13 protein-coding genes are annotated in these 18642 nt (G+C 32.9%); 12 read left to right on the top strand and 1 reads right to left on the bottom strand.

Annotated features, from left to right (window positions below; translation table 11 throughout):
• Positions 1-241 precede the first annotated feature (241 nt).
• Both EOV51_RS06645 and EOV51_RS06640 read left to right on the top strand, forming a co-directional pair.
• Positions 242-2380, top strand: a complete 2139-nt coding sequence (locus tag EOV51_RS06645) for a TonB-dependent receptor (protein ID WP_128151131.1) — start codon at positions 242-244, stop codon at positions 2378-2380.
• Positions 2381-2804: 424 nt separating this feature from the next.
• On the top strand, positions 2805-4247 hold the full coding sequence (locus tag EOV51_RS06640) for an ATP-binding cassette domain-containing protein (RefSeq protein WP_128151129.1): 1443 nt from the start codon (positions 2805-2807) through the stop codon (positions 4245-4247).
• Here EOV51_RS06640 and EOV51_RS06635 read toward each other — a convergent pair.
• Entirely contained in the window at positions 4244-4852 is a 609-nt protein-coding gene (locus tag EOV51_RS06635; protein ID WP_128151127.1) for a hypothetical protein, read from the bottom strand. The genes EOV51_RS06640 and EOV51_RS06635 overlap by 4 nt on opposite strands.
• 1144 nt (positions 4853-5996) lie before the next feature.
• On the opposite strand from EOV51_RS06635, the gene EOV51_RS06630 reads away from it, so the two are divergent.
• The 10 genes from EOV51_RS06630 to ilvC all read left to right on the top strand — a co-directional run bounded on the left by EOV51_RS06630 (position 5997) and on the right by ilvC (position 18541).
• Positions 5997-7487 (top strand): 2-isopropylmalate synthase, encoded by a 1491-nt coding sequence (locus EOV51_RS06630; RefSeq protein WP_128151125.1) that lies wholly within the window; start codon positions 5997-5999, stop codon positions 7485-7487.
• A gap of 61 nt (positions 7488-7548) precedes the next feature.
• Positions 7549-8943 carry a 3-isopropylmalate dehydratase large subunit gene (gene leuC, locus EOV51_RS06625; protein WP_128151123.1) on the top strand — a complete coding sequence of 465 codons (1395 nt, stop codon included), beginning with the start codon at positions 7549-7551 and terminating at the stop codon, positions 8941-8943.
• A gap of 20 nt (positions 8944-8963) precedes the next feature.
• Positions 8964-9563, top strand: coding sequence for a 3-isopropylmalate dehydratase small subunit (gene leuD / locus EOV51_RS06620; RefSeq protein WP_128151121.1), 600 nt, complete (start codon positions 8964-8966; stop codon positions 9561-9563).
• Between the two features lie 18 nt (positions 9564-9581).
• Positions 9582-11090 (top strand): alpha-isopropylmalate synthase regulatory domain-containing protein, encoded by a 1509-nt coding sequence (locus EOV51_RS06615; protein ID WP_128151118.1) that lies wholly within the window; start codon positions 9582-9584, stop codon positions 11088-11090.
• A gap of 53 nt (positions 11091-11143) precedes the next feature.
• Positions 11144-12214: a 3-isopropylmalate dehydrogenase gene (leuB, locus tag EOV51_RS06610; protein ID WP_128151116.1), complete on the top strand. Its 1071-nt coding sequence runs from the start codon at positions 11144-11146 to the stop codon at positions 12212-12214.
• Between the two features lie 465 nt (positions 12215-12679).
• Positions 12680-14509: a dihydroxy-acid dehydratase gene (ilvD, locus tag EOV51_RS06605; protein WP_128151114.1), complete on the top strand. Its 1830-nt coding sequence runs from the start codon at positions 12680-12682 to the stop codon at positions 14507-14509.
• A gap of 26 nt (positions 14510-14535) precedes the next feature.
• Positions 14536-16245 carry a biosynthetic-type acetolactate synthase large subunit gene (ilvB, locus tag EOV51_RS06600; protein WP_128151112.1) on the top strand — a complete coding sequence of 570 codons (1710 nt, stop codon included), beginning with the start codon at positions 14536-14538 and terminating at the stop codon, positions 16243-16245.
• Positions 16245-16916 carry a class I SAM-dependent methyltransferase gene (locus EOV51_RS06595; protein WP_128151110.1) on the top strand — a complete coding sequence of 224 codons (672 nt, stop codon included), beginning with the start codon at positions 16245-16247 and terminating at the stop codon, positions 16914-16916. Before ilvB ends, EOV51_RS06595 begins: the two co-directional genes overlap by 1 nt.
• A 5-nt stretch (positions 16917-16921) precedes the next feature.
• Entirely contained in the window at positions 16922-17476 is a 555-nt protein-coding gene (gene ilvN / locus EOV51_RS06590) for an acetolactate synthase small subunit (protein ID WP_128151108.1), read from the top strand.
• A gap of 18 nt (positions 17477-17494) precedes the next feature.
• Positions 17495-18541 (top strand): ketol-acid reductoisomerase, encoded by a 1047-nt coding sequence (ilvC, locus tag EOV51_RS06585; protein ID WP_128151106.1) that lies wholly within the window; start codon positions 17495-17497, stop codon positions 18539-18541.
• The last annotated feature ends 101 nt before the right edge of the window (positions 18542-18642 follow it).

Raw genomic sequence — 18642 nt, 5'->3', positions numbered from 1 at the left:
ATTATACATTTACTATAATTTTTGATATTATATTTATTTGATGATGTTATAAATCTATTCCCATAAAAATATATTTAACACTTTATATTACAATAATTTATTAATTAAATCAAGTCAAAATTATTTTAGATTTTTGAAGATTAAAATAAATTACTTCTAACGATTGGCATTTTAAAAATTTAAATTAATTAATTATAATAATTCTAAATAACATTATATTTACAATCAAAATATATCAATCATGAATATAAAGCTCTTTTTTGCATGTATCATTTTACTAATTAACCATCAACACTTCTACACTCAAGAGACTAAAGAGTTAGAATTAAATGAAACTATAATATCAGCCACCAGAATACCGGAAGTTGTAAAAAATTCAGCAAGTTCAGTCATTGTTATTTCTAAAGAAACTATTGAAGAACTCGCTTTATCAAATCCTGATATGTCAGTAATTCTGGGCTTGGCGGTACCATCCATAGGACTAAGTTCAAATACTACAAGCAATAGATCACAAACCATGCGTGGCAGACCTATGCTAGTAATGGTTGATGGCATTCCTCAGTCAACGCCATTAAGAAATACAGATAGAGACATTCGTTCCATAAGTCCATTCGCGATTGAACGAATCGAAGTTATTGAAGGCGCTAGTTCTCTATATGGTTCGGGTGCTGTAGGAGGAATTGTAAACTTTGTAACTAAAAAGTCACGTTCAAATAAAGCATTTAATGGCGAAACTTCTATAGGCATTACAGATGCGAGAATAAAACAATCAGATCATGCATCAGGATACAAACTTAATCAACAACTTTATGGAAATATAAAAAACTTTGATTATTTAATAAATGCAGGAATAATAACTTCCGGCAGAGGTATTGATGGAAATGGAGAATTTATTTCTCCACGATATGGGTTAAGCGATGTAATGTCTAAAAATATTTTAGCTAAAATCGGATATAAATTTACCCAAAATTTAAGAATAGAAGCTATGTACAATTTTTTTTCAAGTGAACAAGATACTGATTTAGTAGCATCTGGCGGGAAATATCTACAATCACCAAGAATAGGAATAGTCGGAGAAAAAAATCCAAATGCTATAAATGAAGGAACAAAATACAATCATAATGCTTACATAAAATTGATAAGCAATAATATATTTAAAAATACGAGTTTGGAGGCCTCTTTTTACACACAAAGTTTGTATACCATTTTCGATTATAGAGAAAACAATCCTAGTAAGCCAAGATGGGAAGAAACTGGAGGACAAGCTACTATAAAAGCAAATAAATATGGTGCCAGACTAAATTTTATAACGACAATTAATTATAATGAAAATATTAAAACTTCCGTTTTATACGGAGGAGATTTTTTGCTAGACGAAACAAGCCAACCTCTTGTGGATGGGAGACTTTGGGTTCCGGAATTGAAGGGATATAATACTGCCGGTTTTTTACAGACAGTAACTAATTTTTATAATAAAATTAATTTAAAAACAGGTGTCAGATATGATCATATCTTAGTAAAAATACCTGATTATCATACCATTCCTAATAAAAAAAATCAAGTTTGGCCATCTATACAAGGAGGTAATTTAAATTATAACAAACCTACATTTAATACTTCTATTCAATACTATGCAGCAAAAGAATTTAACCCGTATATTTCATTCTCTCAGGGATTTGCTATTTTTGATTTAGGCCGTGTGCTAAGAGATGCAAAAGACGATGTAGTTTCCAAAATTGAAACAGATCCCGTAGCAACTAACAATTACGAAGTAGGTTTCACAAGTAAAATTATTGATAAAATTAACTTTAAAGCGGCATATTATTGGTCACATTCCAAATTAGGTAGTGATTTAGTTGCAGGAAATGACGGTTTTTGGAAGGTAGTCAGAAACCCACAGTTAATTCAAGGTCTGGAAATTCAAATGGATACAAAAATAAATCGATATATCATTTTAGGTGGAACATATTCATATCTAGAAGGAAAACTTAAAACGGATGATTCTTCAAGTTACAACCAATACATGTCGGGACTTAGCATATCAGCACCTAAACTTACTTTTTTCACCACATTAAATCCTATCAAAAATCTTGCATTAAATGTTATTTATATACATACTTTTAAAAGAGATCGTTTTACACCTGTTATAGACAAAAATGGCAATGAAATATTTAACGAAGGTGAAGGAAAAGTGTTTCCAATTGATCTTTTTAATCTGACAGCAAACTATAAATTTAAAAATACAAAAATTAGTATGGGAATTGAAAATTTGTTTAATAAAACTTACTATACGAGCGCTTCAATGATTATGGCCAGAGATAGTGAATATGCAAGAGGAAATGGCCGCTATTTAACATTAAATTTTACAGTCAATTATTAATTAGTAAAAGGCTTATAAGTCGAATTACTTGTAAGCCTTTTTAAATAGTTTAAAACTATTATTTACTCTTAATTTAACTTATAAAAGTCCATCGTATAAACTTAAGCTGCAAATGCAAAATAGATTTCGGGTTTTCTAAATTAAACTAAACACTATATTGCAGGTTACATTTTTTTAGATAAAAGCAAAGTTATTGACAATACGATACTATTTATCATAAATTCAGGGGTCTATCATTTCTAATATTAAATTTAATTCATAATTTAGATTATGAATTAATATTCAAATTAAAAATGAACATGAACTGAATATATAAAGTTTATCTATTATTGCTAAAAACATAAAATTTATTATAATATAGTTAGTTCTTTTGTATGTTTTGACAACACAATAATAAAAATTAAATTTTTAATAATTAGATGTTATGAATCCTGTATTAGAATTAAAAAATATTGTTCCACTTCAAAAATTTGCAATTTTTTCAAATCCGATTAACTGGAAAATAAAACCAAATGAACATTGGGCGATCATCGGTTCCAACGGAAGTGGCAAAAACCTTCTTATTGACATTCTTTTAAGTAAATATGGGTTGAAAACAGGAGAAATTTATTGTAAAGATGAATACGGTAACAACATCCATATTAGAAAATGTATAAAATTTGTAGCATTTCACGATATTTATAGCCTTGCTGATTTAAAAAATAGCTACTATCAGCAAAGATGGAATACTGGTTTAGAAGAAGATATCCCCACAGTTAAGAATATTTTAAGTAAAGAACCAGATCAAAGTTGGATACAACATCTTGTAACTGCTTTTAAAATTGAAGACTTAAATGTGAAAAAGATCAACTTACTTTCCAGCGGCGAATTGCGTAAATTTTTAATTGTCAAATCACTATCTTCAAAGCCAAAATTCCTTATCATGGATAATCCATTTATAGGGTTGGATAGCTATTCCAGAAAAGTTCTGAGAAATGTGTTGGAGAATTTAACAACGATAGGAAATTTACAAATTATTCTCTTAGTTTCTGACATAAATGACATACCTGAAGTAATTACTCATATTCTGCCCGTAAAAAATAAAACTATATTACCTGAAATGAGCTATTCTGAATTTACCAATGATCAATCTTTTCAGATGAATTTATTTAAATCTAATATTTTTCAAAATAAAGAACAAATAACAATAAACAATAACAAAAACGACGAATATACTAATGCTATTATTTTTAAAAATGTTACCGTTAAATATGGCTCACGTACTATTTTAAAAAATTTAAATTGGATAGTAAAAAAGGGAGAAAAGTGGGCACTTTTAGGTCCAAACGGTTCGGGAAAATCAACATTACTTAGCCTTGTAGCTGGAGATAACCCTCAAGCTTATGCCAATGATATAACCTTATTTGATAAAAAAAGGGGAACAGGAGAAAGTATTTGGGATATAAAAAAGCATATAGGCTATGTATCGCCGGAAATGCACTTATATTATCAAAAAAATGTAAGTTGCAAAGAAATTATAGGTTCAGGTTTTTTTGATACTATAGGTCTTTATAAAAAATGTAATGAAAAACAAAACGAAAGTATTCTGGAATGGATGAAAATATTTGGAATTTCACATTTAAAAAATATATCATTCTTAAATGTCTCAACCGGAGAGCAACGATTGATACTTCTAGCCAGAGTATTCATAAAAAACCCGTCATTAATTATTTTAGATGAGCCTTTACATGGCTTGGACATGGAGAATAAAAAACAAATAAAAAAACTTATTGAAGCATATTGTGATAAAAATAAAGCACTAATATACGTTACTCATTATAAATATGAACTTCCAAATGTCGTTAACAATAAATTAGAGCTAGGCTAATTAAATATTGTAATTAATCTGTAACCAAAATCAAAAAAATGTTTAATTGGCATCGAATATATATATTGTGTAGGAGACCATTGTCCACCTAAGGGTAATCCAATAAATAACAATATAAATTTATTATAGTTATTAATTTTCGTTGGGATTTTAAAACTTATAATATTGAAAAAAGATTTTCCAGGGTCTACATAAATTAATGTGAAAATTGTTATTAAGTTAGCCATACAAAACCATCTTACATAATCAATAGCTATTAAAGACGTAAAAGCTATGGCTAGATATTGAAATAATAAAAATGTAAACAAAAACTTTGACTTTGTTTGAAAATTCTTATTAAGATAAACAAGCATTGATAAAAATATTATTATTAAGTTCACAAAAAATAGCATTAAATATACTGGATTGTCCCTAAAAAAAGGAATTTTCCATATTATTACTTCATCTGTAGTCTTAAATGTCCAGTATAAATTACTGATTTTATCTAAATATTCACCTCCGAATACTTTCCAACTATCTACAATATTATTAATATCTAAGTTATGTCCATTAAAATAAGTCCCCATTAATAAAAATACCACCAGTGAAGGCGATAATAAAAGCATTTTTTTTATATTTTCTTTACTAAAACTACTTATGTTAAGCAAATAGAGAATAGGAAAAAATGTAAAAATAAAATAAGCTTCATGACAAAGGATCATTAAAATGCTTGTTATATTAACAATAATAATTTTTATCTTAAAATTATTTATTTTATTTATTAAAAAAACTTGAAATATGTAAAATACAATTAAAAATATGTCAATAAAAAAAAACATATCATAAGCTACTTCATTCAAAATCAAAAAACTAGCAAACAATATATAATATTCTATCTTAGATTTATAAAAACTTCTTAGCAATACAAAAAATAAAAGAACAATTAATATTAAAATAAAACCTATTTGAAACTTAAACGGATTAATAAAATCATGCTTAGCAAAAAAATATAGCACACTTCCAAACAAACCTCTTCTTATTATACCACATTCATAATTTACATAAAAAGTATGGATAACTAAATTTTTTATGGTAAAATAATTTAAGAATTTACATATAACTTCAATTAAAATTATAAAATAAACAAATAAACAACTTTTATTTAAGAACAATGAATTAGGCATATAATTTTACAGTTTTTTATTAAAAACGTCAAATATACGATAAATTTAATAATTATTCATTTACTAACAAATATTTTAAAATAATATATTTATGCTTTCACAAATAACTGATAACTACTTTTTAACATAGAAAAAAGACATTGATTGAAATACACTTCAATTAAATGATAAGTATAGATCTTAACGATAAAACATATTTAACATAAATTTATGATATATCAAATTGATAAAAATACATCAATAAATTTTAAACAAATCAATCACAAATAAACAAAACCATCATTTATATCTTTTTTTGATAATATTTTAAACTTAATTTTAATTCCTAAAGTCATTATGTATAATATTATAGCTCATTTAAATTGGTCATATAAAAAAAATATTATAATTTAGCCACTGGAAAAATCATTACAACAGTAAAAAATGTCAACAATTACTAGCATACTTAGTATTATTCTGATTCTGGGGCGAACTCAGGGTGAGTAGTGCTTTTATGTTGTAAATACAAAATATCGATAAAGCCTTTCTCACCTAATTGAGAAAGGTTTTATTTTTATACTAAAAAAATAATAAAGTAATACATAAGATGGAGAAATTATTTATTTTCGACACAACATTAAGGGATGGTGAACAAGTCCCCGGATGTCAATTAAATACAATTGAGAAAATAGAAATAGCAAAAGCTTTAGAAGAGTTGGGTGTAGACGTTATTGAAGCAGGATTTCCTGTTTCCAGCCCCGGAGATTTCAACTCAGTAGTTGAAATATCTAAAGCCGTAACCTGGCCAACCATCTGTGCCCTCACAAGAGCTGTTGAAAAAGATATTGAAACAGCAGCCGAAGCCTTAAAATATGCTAAGAAAAAAAGAATTCATACCGGAATTGGAACCTCAGATTTCCATATTAAATATAAATTTAATTCCACTCAGGAAGAAATTATAAAAAGAGCTGCTGCTGCTACTGCTTACGCTAAAAAATTTGTTGAAGATGTTGAATTTTATGCTGAAGATGCCGGAAGAACGGACAATGCTTACTTGGCAAAAGTAGTTCAGGCTGTGGTAAATGCGGGAGCTACTGTCATTAATATACCAGATACAACCGGATATTGCTTACCTACAGAATACGGTGAAAAAATAAAATATCTGATAGAGCACGTAGATATGAAAAATGCTATTTTATCTACCCATTGCCATCAGGATTTAGGTATGGCCACAGCTAACTCAATTATGGGAGTTATGAATGGAGCCAGACAAGTAGAAGTTACAGTTAATGGTATTGGAGAAAGAGCTGGAAATACATCACTTGAAGAAGTAGTTATGGCAATTAAAAGCCACAAAGAACTAAACATTGAAACCAATATTAACACGCAGAAAATTTATCCGTTAAGTAAAATGGTTTCCAGTCTTATGAACATGCCGGTACAACCTAATAAAGCTATTGTTGGACGAAATGCATTTGCTCATTCCTCAGGAATACATCAAGATGGAGTTTTAAAAAACTTATCTACTTACGAAATCATAGATCCTAAAGAAGTAGGTATCAATGATAATTCAATAGTACTTACAGCAAGAAGTGGAAGACATGCCCTAAAAAGCCGTTTAAACTTGCTTAATATAAAAGTTGATGCTGATGAACTTACCGATTTATACGAAAAATTCCTAGAGCTTGCAGATAGAAAAAAAGATATTAATGATGAAGATTTATTAATCCTTGCCGGGAAAGAAGTAAATAAAACCAATCGTTTAAAATTAGAATATTTACAAGTGACTTCCGGTAAAGGAGTTCAGCCGGTTGCCGTAGTAGCCTTAAATATATCCGGTGAAAAGTTTACATCCACATCCTTTGGAAACGGACCGGTAGATGCCGCAATTAATGCCGTTAGAGATATTCTTAAAAGACAAGTAACTATTCATGAATTCCTGATTCAGGCAATTAACAAAGGAAGCGATGATCTAGGAAAAGTACATATGCAGGTTGAATACAATGAAACCAACTATTACGGATTTTCTGCCAATACAGACATTATAGCAGCTTCAGTTGAAGCCTTTATTGATGCAATTAATAAAATTCCTGTTTAAACGTAAAACCAACTTATAATTACAACAAACTAATAAAAATTTTCAGATAAAAAAACAAAACATGAAAACGTTATTTGATAAAATTTGGGATGCACACACTGTAACCGCAATAAAAGACGGTCCTACCCAATTGTATATAGATCGTCATTTTTGTCATGAAGTTACTAGCCCGCAAGCCTTCAATGGATTAAGAGAAAGAGGCCTTAAAGTTTTCAGACCTAATCAGACAACATTAACAGCAGATCACAACACCCCTACCTGTAACCAGGATCAGCCGGTTAAAGATCCGGTTTCCAGAAAGCAACTAGATACATTATCTAAAAATGCTGAAGAATTTGGATTAACTCTTTACGCTTTGGGAAATGAAAGAAATGGTGTGGTGCATATAATCGGTCCGGAAAACGGATACACTCAGCCAGGTATGACCATTGTATGTGGAGACAGCCACACTTCAACTCATGGTGCCTTTGGAGCTATAGCTTTCGGTATAGGTACCAGTGAAGTGGAAATGGTTCTTGCCACTCAGTGCATATTACAGTCAAGGCCTAAAACAATGAGAATAACATTTAACGGTAAATTAGAACAAGGTGTTACTGCCAAAGACCTGGCTTTATATATGATAGCTCAGCTTACCACAGGAGGCGCCACTGGTTATTTCGTAGAATATGCAGGAGAAGCTATCCGAAATTTAACCATGGAAGAGAGAATGACCTTATGCAACCTTAGTATTGAGATGGGTGCAAGAGGCGGCCTTATTGCTCCAGATGAAACTACTTTCGAATATATAAAAGGAAAAGATTTTGCTCCACAAGAAGAAAACTGGGAACAGGCTGTTGAATACTGGAGAACATTGAAAACAGACGAAGGTGCTGAATTTGATAAAGAATATGTATTTGATGCCAGCAAAATTGAACCAATGGTAACTTACGGAACAAATCCGGGAATGGGTGTCTTTATAAGTGGTTCTATTCCTACTCTTGAAGGATTAGACGAAACCGGACAAATTACATTTAAAAAATCTTTAAATTATATGGGATTCCAACCCGGAGAAAAAATGGAGGGTAAACCTATTGATTATGTATTTTTAGGAAGTTGTACCAATGGTAGAATTGAAGACTTTAGAACATTTGCCAATTTTGTAAAAGGAAAGAAAAAGTCTGACAATGTAGTTGCATGGTTAGTTCCAGGCAGCCATAGAGTTGAAAAACAGCTAAGAGACGAAGGTTTATACCAAATATTAGTTGAAGCAGGATTTGAAGTGCGTCAGCCTGGTTGCTCCGCTTGCCTGGCAATGAATGATGATAAAGTACCTGCCGGAAAATATGCTATTTCTACAACCAACCGTAATTTTGAAGGCAGACAAGGACCTGGCGCCAGAACTATTTTAGCTAGCCCGTTAGTAGCTGCTGCTGCTGCTGTAACAGGAAAAATTACTGACCCTAGAAAAATTGCCTAACCTAAAAATCAAAAATTAAAATGGAAAAATTTCAAACTGTAACTTCTACTTATGTACCTCTTCCCATAGAAAATGTAGATACTGACCAAATAATACCAGCAAGATTTCTTAAAGCAACAGATAAAGAAGGATTTGGAGATAATCTTTTTGCTGACTGGAGATATGATAAAGATGGAAATCCTAAACCGGACTTTGTTTTAAATAACCCTACCTATAGCGGAACAATTTTAGTAGCAGGCAAAAATTTTGGAAGTGGTTCCAGTAGAGAGCATGCAGCATGGGCGGTTTCAGGATATGGATTTAGAGCCGTAGTATCCAGCTACTTTGCAGATATTTTTAAAAACAATTCACTTAATAACGGACTTCTTCCGGTTGTTGTAAGTCCAGATTTTTTATCAGAAATACTTGAATGTGTTCATGATAACCCTCAAAATACACTTACTATTGATTTGAATCAACAGACTATTACAAATAATAAGACCGGTAGATCTGAAGCATTCGAAATAAACACTTATAAAAAAGAATGTCTTCAAAAAGGATTGGATGATATAGATTACCTATTATCCAAAAAAGACAAGATAGAAGAGTACGAAAAAACAAGAATGTACTTTGGTTTATAGCCAAAAAAGCTGCAAAAAATGATAGAGATTATGGATACCACTCTCCGCGACGGAGAGCAGACCTCTGGGGTTTCTTTCTCAATGCAGGAAAAACTGAGCATAACTCGCCTTCTGATAGACATGGGCATAAATCGTTTGGAAATTGCCTCCGCCAAAGTATCTGAAGGTGAATTTCATACCGTGCAAAAAATTGCTTCATGGGCTTTAAATGCCGGACATCTTGATAAATTGGAAATACTTGGTTTTGTCGATAAAGGCATTTCTCTGCAATGGATTTCAGACTCAGGATGTAAAAACATTAACCTATTGACTAAAGGTTCTCTTAAGCATGTAACCGAGCAACTTCGAAAAACTCCGGAACAGCATCTTCAAGAAATAAAAGAAGAAATCAAGAGAGCCCATTCTCTGGGAATTAATGTAAATCTGTATCTGGAAGACTGGTCCAATGGAATGATCAATTCCCTGGAATATGTTTATTTTTTACTCGACGGACTTAAAGAGATGCCTGTTAAAAGGTTTATGTTACCAGATACATTAGGTATTTTAAATCCGATAAATACGGAAAAATACTGCAAGCAAATGATCACAAGATATCCTGATTACCATTTTGATTTTCACGCACATAACGATTACGATTTAGCAGTAGCAAATGTAATGGCTGCCGTAGATGCAGGTATTCAGGGAATTCATGTAACCATGAACGGATTAGGCGAACGCGCTGGAAATGCTCCACTTCCAAGTGTAATAGCTGTCCTCCACGATCAAATGAATCAAAAAACCTCAATAAGAGAAGACATGCTAAATAAAGTAAGCAGGGTGGTAGAAACTTATTCAGGTCAAAATATATCATCAAATCAGCCTATTATCGGTGAAAATGTATTCACTCAAACTGCCGGCATTCACGCAGATGGTGACAACAAAAACAACCTGTATTATAACGATTTACATCCCGATAGATTTGGAAGGGTACGTGAATACGCTTTAGGAAAACTATCCGGTAAAGCCAATATTAAAAAAAATATAGAAGCTTTAGGAATAGAACTGGATGAAAAAGATATGATAAAAGTGACCAATCGCGTTATTGAACTTGGAGATCGAAAAGAAATTATAACACAGGAAGATTTACCGTTTATTATATCAGATGTACTTAATTTCAATGAAAATGAAAAGAAGGTTAAAATAAAATCTTATGCAATGGTTCTAAGTAAGGGCTTACACCCAACAGCTTCCATTCAGATGGAAATTGAAGGCAAAACCTACGAACAAACCGCTTCGGGCGATGGACAGTATGATGCATTTTCTCAGGCTATAAGTTTAATTTACGATAAGCTGAACAAAACTAAACCCGTATTATCTAACTACAAAGTAATTATTCCTCCCGGAGGAAAAACAGATGCTCTTGTACAAACCGTTATATCCTGGAATTTTAAAGGAAATGAATTTAAAACCCGAGGATTAGATGCAGATCAGACGGAGGCTGCTATTAAAGCAACTGAAAAAATGCTTAACATTATTGAAAATATGTAAATATCTATTGTAAAATATCTCATGATTAGAAAAAACATTAAATAAATTATACGATGAAATTAAATATAGCTGTACTTCCCGGAGATGGCATCGGGCCAGAAATTGTTAATCAGGCACTCGAAGTTACTAAAACCATATGTACCAAATTTAATCACGAACTTACTTATAAAGAAGCTTTAGTAGGAGCAATTGCTATTGATAAAACAGGAAATCCGTATCCGCAGGAAACCCATGACTTATGTATGGATTCTGATGCCGTTTTATTCGGAGCTATCGGAGATCCTAAATATGATAATGATCCTTCAGCAAAAATAAGACCTGAGCAAGGCCTACTGAAAATGCGAAAAGATTTGGGCTTATATGCTAATCTTAGACCAATCAACACTTTCCCATCTTTAATTCACAAGTCTCCTTTGCGGGCAGATTTAGTGGAAGGTGCAGACTTTATGTGTGTCAGAGAACTTACTGGTGGACTCTATTTCGGAAGACCACAAGGAAGAAGTGAAGACGGTAATACAGCCTATGATACCTGTGTATATACACGTGAAGAGATCGAAAGAATTGTGCGGTTATCTTATAAACTTGCTGAACAGAGAAACAAAAAACTAACAGTAGTCGATAAAGCTAATGTACTTTGTACATCAAGATTATGGAGACAGGTAGCTCAGGAAATTGAAAAAGAATTTCCACATATTGAAACAGAATATATGTTTGTTGATAATGCAGCAATGCAAATGATTCAATGGCCGAAAAGATTTGACGTATTAGTAACAGAAAATCTTTTTGGAGATATATTGACAGATGAAGCTTCTGTAATCACAGGATCTTTAGGTATGCTTCCTTCCGCATCTATAGGAATTCACACTTCTGTTTTCGAACCTATTCACGGCTCCTACCCTCAGGCTGCCGGTAAGAATATAGCTAACCCTTTAGCCACAATACTTTCATCAGCTTTAATGTTCGAATATGCTTTTAATTTAAAAGAAGAAGGAGCATTAATAAGAAAAGCTGTGGATGCTTCTATGGAACAAAAAATAGTTACAGAAGATATTGCTTCCGGTGAAAAATCCTATTCGACCTCCGAAGTCGGAAGTTGGATAATCGATTATATTAAGAAAGCTTAAAATAAAAAATGAAACAGGTTTAAGATTAAATGAGAAATAATTATTTATCAAATCAATAATAAATAAAAAAAATAAAGATCTATTTTTAGGATTATCCGATTGTTTTAACATTTTAATTGAAAATACTTAAATTATAAAAACATTAAAAGGTAAATAATTCAATATTTTATTAAACTTTTACTACCAAATAATATTTTTTAACTAATAATTTTAAAATATTTGTTGTTAAAATATTTGGATATAATAAAAAACTATTTTAATTTTGAACTGTATTTATTTAAATAAAAAATAAAATATAACCAATGTCTATTAATAACTACAATACATTAATCAGCCTCATTCTTCTGGTCATTTCCTTATAGAAGAGAAAGGTTTTTAATATTATTGTGTAGTTAATAAAATATCTTAAGCCCTTTCTCTACCCATGAGAAAGGGTCTTTTGTTTAAAAACAGTATGTGAAAAAGATGAAAAATCAGTTACGAAGCCATACCAGCACTCAAGGCCGAAGAATGGCCGGCGCCAGAGCTCTCTGGAGGGCTAATGGAATGAAAGAAGAACAAATGGGGAAACCCCTAATTGCAATTGTAAACTCATTCACTCAATTTGTACCAGGACATGTACACTTACATGACATAGGCCAATATGTAAAATCAGAAATTGAAAAACAAGGTTGCTTTGCGGCTGAATTTAATACTATAGCAATAGATGATGGAATTGCAATGGGGCATGATGGAATGCTTTACTCTTTACCATCCAGAGATCTGATTGCTGATAGTGTGGAATATATGGTAAATGCGCACAAAGCCGATGCGATGATTTGCATTAGCAACTGTGATAAAATCACTCCCGGAATGCTTATCGCATCCATGCGGTTAAATATACCCACCATATTTGTATCCGGAGGTCCTATGGAAGCCGGAGAATATAATAATCAGCATCTTGATTTGATTGATGCTATGATAAAATCAGCTGATTCCAGCGTTTCTGATAAAGAGGTTAATGCCATAGAACGTTTAGCCTGTCCTACCTGCGGATCCTGCTCAGGAATGTTTACTGCTAATTCTATGAATTGTTTAAACGAGGCAATCGGATTAGCACTTCCGGGTAATGGAACTATTGTTGCTACGCATGCAAATCGTAAAAAATTATTTACAGACGCCGCAAATCTGATTGTAGAAAATTCCTATAAATATTATCATCAGGGTGATGATTCTGTTTTGCCAAGATCTATTGCTAATAAGCAGGCTTTTCTTAACGCAATGACATTAGATATAGCCATGGGAGGATCTACCAATACTATTTTACACTTGTTAGCCATAGCTCATGAAGCCGGAGTCGATTTTACTATGGATGATATAGACTTCTTATCAAGAAAAACACCTTGCCTGTGTAAAGTTGCACCTAATACTGTTAAGTATCACATTCAGGATGTAAACAGAGCCGGTGGAATCTTAGGAATAATGGGAGAACTTGCCAAAGGAAATTTAATTGATACTTCTTCAAAACGTATTGATGGATTTACCCTTAAAGAAGCGATAGATAATTACGATATAACCAAAAGCACACCTACAGATGAAGCTTTGAATTTATACAAATCCGCTCCTGGAAATAAATTCAACCTTGTCATGGGATCACAGAATTCAACTTACAAAGAATTAGACAATGACCGTTCAGAAGGTTGTATCAGAGATATGGAACATGCTTATACTAAAGACGGAGGTCTCGCTATACTTAAAGGCAACATAGCTTTAAACGGCTGTGTAGTAAAAACTGCAGGAGTAGATGAAAGTATATTTAAATTTTCAGGAACAGCTAAAGTTTTCCAGTCTCAGGATGATGCCTGTGAAGGAATACTAAGCGGTAAAGTACAGTCCGGCGACGTAGTTATCATTACGTATGAAGGACCTAAAGGCGGACCTGGAATGCAGGAAATGCTATATCCTACTTCCTATATTAAATCCCGACACTTAGGGAAAGAATGTGCACTTATTACAGACGGAAGATTTTCGGGTGGAACCTCCGGATTATCAATCGGACATGTTTCACCAGAAGCTGCTGCCGGAGGAGCTATTGGACTAGTAGAAGATGGAGATATTATTGAAATTGACATACCCAACCGTATAATTCAGGTAAAGTTATCTGACGAAGAATTGGAATTTAGAAGATCTCAGGAATTAGCCAAAGGAGATAAAGCATTTAAACCTGAAAGAGTACGAGAAATATCTAAAGCTCTGAAAGCATATGCCAGCATGGTTAGCTCTGCTGACCTGGGCGCCGTTAGAATCATCAATTAAAAAGACCAAATAAGAATAAAAAAGCTATGAGTAATAACAAAATTTCTGGAAGTGAGGCCCTTATACGTTCATTGATAAACGAGGGGGTGGATACCATTTTTGGATATCCGGGAGGTGCTATTATGCCTGTATTTGATGCTTTATATGACTATAAAGATAGAATAAACCATTATCTGGTCAGACATGAACAAGCTGCAGCTCATGCTGCTCAGGGCTATGCACGGGTTACCGGTAAACCGGGTATTGTTCTGGTCACCTCTGGTCCCGGAGCTACCAATACAGTGACTGGTATTGCAGATGCTATGATTGATAGTACCCCTTTAGTGGTACTCACAGGACAGGTATTTTCCGGACTCTTGGGAAGTGATGCCTTTCAGGAAGCAGATGTGGTTGGAATAACCAAACCTATAAGTAAATGGACTTACCAGGTAAGGAGAGCAGAAGATATTCCCAAGGCTATTGCGCGTGCATTTTATATAGCAAATACCGGAAGGAAAGGTCCGGTTGTTATTGATATTACCAAAGATGCACAACAAGGCCTATTTGAATACTCATACGAAAAAATGAGCTTTATAAGAAGTTATCAGCCGGATCCGGATATAAATGCTGAAGAGGTTCAAGAAGCTGCAAAACTTATTAATGAAGCTAAAAAACCACTGGCTCTTATAGGGCAGGGAGTTATATTAAGCGGTGCTGAAAAAGAATTAATAACAATGCTTGAAAAAGCAGATATTCCTGGGGCGTCAACCATTTTAGGTCTTTCAGCATTACCTACTGAACATCCTTTAAACGTAGGAATGCTAGGAATGCACGGAAACGTAGCTCCTAATATGAAAACCAATGAATGTGATGTACTTATTGCTATAGGTATGAGATTTGATGACCGGGTGACCGGAGATCTGAAAACCTATGCTAAACAGGCAAAGATTATTCATTTCGATATAGATCCGGCAGAAATTGATAAAAATGTGAAAACTACAGCTAAAGTTTTAGGTGATGCTAAAAAAGCTATTAGTGAAGTTACAAAATTAATTAGCGAGAATAAACATACGGAATGGAGAAATAGCTTTAAGGAACACGATGAGGAAGAATATAACATTGTCGTTAAAAATGAAGTTTTTCCAGATACGGGCGGATTAAAAATGGGTGAAGTGGTAAACAAAGTATCCGAAGCCACTCACAACGATGGAATACTTGTTACCGATGTAGGGCAGCATCAAATGATGGGAGTACGATATTTTAAATACAATCAGACCCGAAGCGTAGTAACTTCCGGTGGATTGGGAACTATGGGATTCGGATTACCTGCAGCCATCGGAGCTAAAATTGGAACACCGAACCGAACCGTTTGTTTATTTGTAGGTGATGGCGGATTCCAGATGACTATTCAGGAATTAGGACTTATTATGCAGTACGATATCGATGTTAAGATAATTATCTTAAACAATCATTTCTTAGGAATGGTTCGCCAATGGCAGGAACTATTTTTTGATGAAAGATATTCAGAAACTATAATGGACAATCCTGATTTTGTAGCTATCGCAAAAGCATATAGAATAGAATCACGCTCAGTTAGTCAGCGAGAAGATTTAGATGGCGCAATAGCTGAAATGATTAATCATAAAGGTCCCTACTTACTGGATGTACAAGTTGAACTGGAAGGAATGGTATATCCAATGATTCCTGCCGGAACCTGTGTCACTAATATAATGTTGGGAGCTTCTAAAAAAGTGTAATGGAATCTGTAAGATCTAATTTTAATTCTGTTGCCCAGAAATATGATCAACAAAGAAGTCGCTTGATACCTTGCTTTGATGACTTTTATCAAATTGCCTGTGAAAATATAAATTACTCTGGAAATTCTCCAAAGATACTTGACATAGGAGCTGGTACAGGTCTCTTTTCAAACTTTGTCTTAAAAAAATATCCTGATGCCAGGATAACTTTAGTTGATCTTTCAGAAAAAATGTTGGAAATTGCTGAAAAAAGATTTTCTGATTCACCTAATGTGAAGATTGTTTGTGAAGATTTTACAAAGCACCATTTCACAGACACATACGATGTTGTCATATCTTCGTTAGCCATTCATCACTTAGTAGATCAAGATAAAATAGAACTTTATAATTCTATATATTTTAATCTTAATCAAGGGGGAATATTTATTAATGCTGAGCAAATCTCGGGATCCAGTGAATATTTTGTCAAACTTTATGAAGAACGATGGAAAGAGAAAATTGAAAACAGCGGTTTAACTGATGAAGAAATTAATACTGCTTATGAAAGAATAAAATTAGACAAAAGATCTCCCTTATTCCAACAATTAACCTGGCTAAGTGATGCCGGATTTAAAGAAGTTGATTGTTTATATAAATATTATGACTTTGCTGTTATATATGCTAAAAAATAAAAAACATGGAAAATAAAACCTTATATACTGTTACTATCTTTTCAGAAAATACGGTAGGATTACTGGGACAAGTAACCAGCGTTTTTACCAGAAGATTTCTTAATATTGAAACTCTATCCGTTTCTCCGTCGGCAATCAAAGGTATACATAAATTTACTGTCACCGTATGGTGCGACAATGTAACTATTGAAAAGGTAGTTAAACAAATTGATAAAAGTGTAGATGTCCTAAAATCCTACTTCAACACAGATAGTGAGCTGATTCATCAGGAAATCGCATTATATAAATTATGCACGCCCGAATTTTTAAAAATTGGCTCTGTGGAAAATCTTATACGTAAATACAATGCACAAATACTGGAAATAAACGAAGTTTGTGTAGTAATACAAAAAACCGGACATTACTCCGATACACAAGCTCTTTTCAACGAATTAAGTGATACTATACAGGTATTACAATTTATACGTTCAGGAAGGATTGCTGTAAATACATCAAAAATAGAAAGGTTAAGCGATATGCTTGCAGAATTAAAAACAAAAGAATCATTAATAGAAAAATAAATTAAAAAAAATAATAACATGGCAGAAATGAATTTTGGAGGGGTAGTTGAAAACGTAGTTACCCGTGAAGAATTTCCTTTAGAAAAAGCAAGAGAAGTACTTAAAAGTGAAACAATAGCCGTTATCGGATACGGAGTACAAGGTCCGGGACAAGCATTAAATTTACGTGATAATGGTTTCAATGTAATCATCGGTCAGCGTAAAGGTGGTAAAACCTGGGAAAAAGCAGTTGCAGACGGCTGGGTACCTGGAGAAACTTTATTCGATATTGAAGAAGCAGCCGCTAAAGGAACTATCATCCAGTATTTATTATCCGATGCAGCACAAATAGAAGTATGGCCAAAATTAAAACCACACTTAACTGCTGGTAAAGCATTATACTTTTCTCACGGTTTTGGAATAACATTTAACGACAGAACTGGAATTGTTCCTCCTGCTGATATTGATGTTATATTAGTAGCACCGAAAGGATCAGGCACCAGTCTAAGACGTATGTTTTTAGAAGGAAGAGGTTTAAATTCAAGTTTTGCTATATTCCAGGATGCTACAGGAAGAGCTAAAGAAAGAACTATTGCTTTAGGTATTGGTGTTGGATCAGGATATCTTTTTGAAACTGATTTTAAAAGAGAAGTTTATTCAGATTTAACGGGAGAAAGAGGTACTTTAATGGGAGCTATCCAGGGAATATTACAAGCTCAATACGAAGTACTTAGAGAAAACGGACATACTCCTTCTGAAGCTTTCAATGAAACTGTGGAAGAACTTACCCAATCATTAATGCCTTTATTTGCAGAAAAGGGTATGGATTGGATGTACGCAAACTGTTCTACTACAGCACAAAGAGGTGCATTAGACTGGATGGGACCTTTTCATGATGCTACCAAACCTGTATTTGCAAAACTATACGCTGAAGTAGCTTGTGGAAATGAAGCTCAACGTTCTATAGATACAAACTCAAAACCAGATTATCGTGAAAAATTAGAAGAAGAATTAAAAGCTCTTCGTGAAAGCGAAATGTGGAGAACCGGTGCAGTAGTTAGAGAACTTAGACCAGAAAATAATTAATATTATAAAAAAACCCTCAACGAAATGTTGAGGGTTTTTCATTTTTATCAGATTTTTAAAAAAAAACCTATACAACTATTTACACGAAACCTTACTTCTTT

Source organism: Apibacter raozihei (assembly GCF_004014855.1).
Classification (GTDB): Bacteria; Bacteroidota; Bacteroidia; order Flavobacteriales; family Weeksellaceae; genus Apibacter; species Apibacter raozihei.
The sequence above is the reverse complement of the archived record's forward strand: the minus strand, read 5'-3'. Positions and strand labels throughout refer to the sequence as shown.